The sequence below is a fragment of the Cupriavidus sp. SIMBA_020 genome (genome assembly GCF_046535395.1).
GTDB lineage: Bacteria > Pseudomonadota > Gammaproteobacteria > Burkholderiales > Burkholderiaceae > Cupriavidus > Cupriavidus campinensis.
The window spans coordinates 1-248 of record NZ_JAWRWU010001309.1 but is presented as its reverse complement, the minus strand read 5'-3'; the positions used below and the strand labels follow the sequence as shown (position 1 = coordinate 248).

1 protein-coding gene is annotated in these 248 nt (G+C 65.3%); it reads left to right on the top strand.

Features of this window, described 5'->3' with window-relative positions; genetic code table 11:
• A partial coding sequence (locus SB751_RS33740; RefSeq protein ID WP_410749463.1) for a spore coat U domain-containing protein occupies positions 1 to 239 on the top strand: 239 nt, incomplete at its 5' end.
• Between the last annotated feature and the right edge of the window lie 9 nt (positions 240 to 248).

Here is a 248-nt window from a genome sequence, read left to right as displayed (position 1 = left end):
ACAACGTGATGGCGCGCAAGATGAAACATGCGACCGCCGCCGACACGGTCGGCTACCAGCTGTACCAGGATGCCAACTATGCGACCGTCTGGGGCGATGGGGTGACCGGCGGCACGACGCTCAATGGCACCGGCACGGGCGCCAACCAAACGTTCATGGTCTATGGGCGCGTGCCCGCGCAGGCCACGCCGCGCCCGGGCAACTACAGCGATACCGTCCTGGTCACGATCACGTTTTGAGCGGCTCTC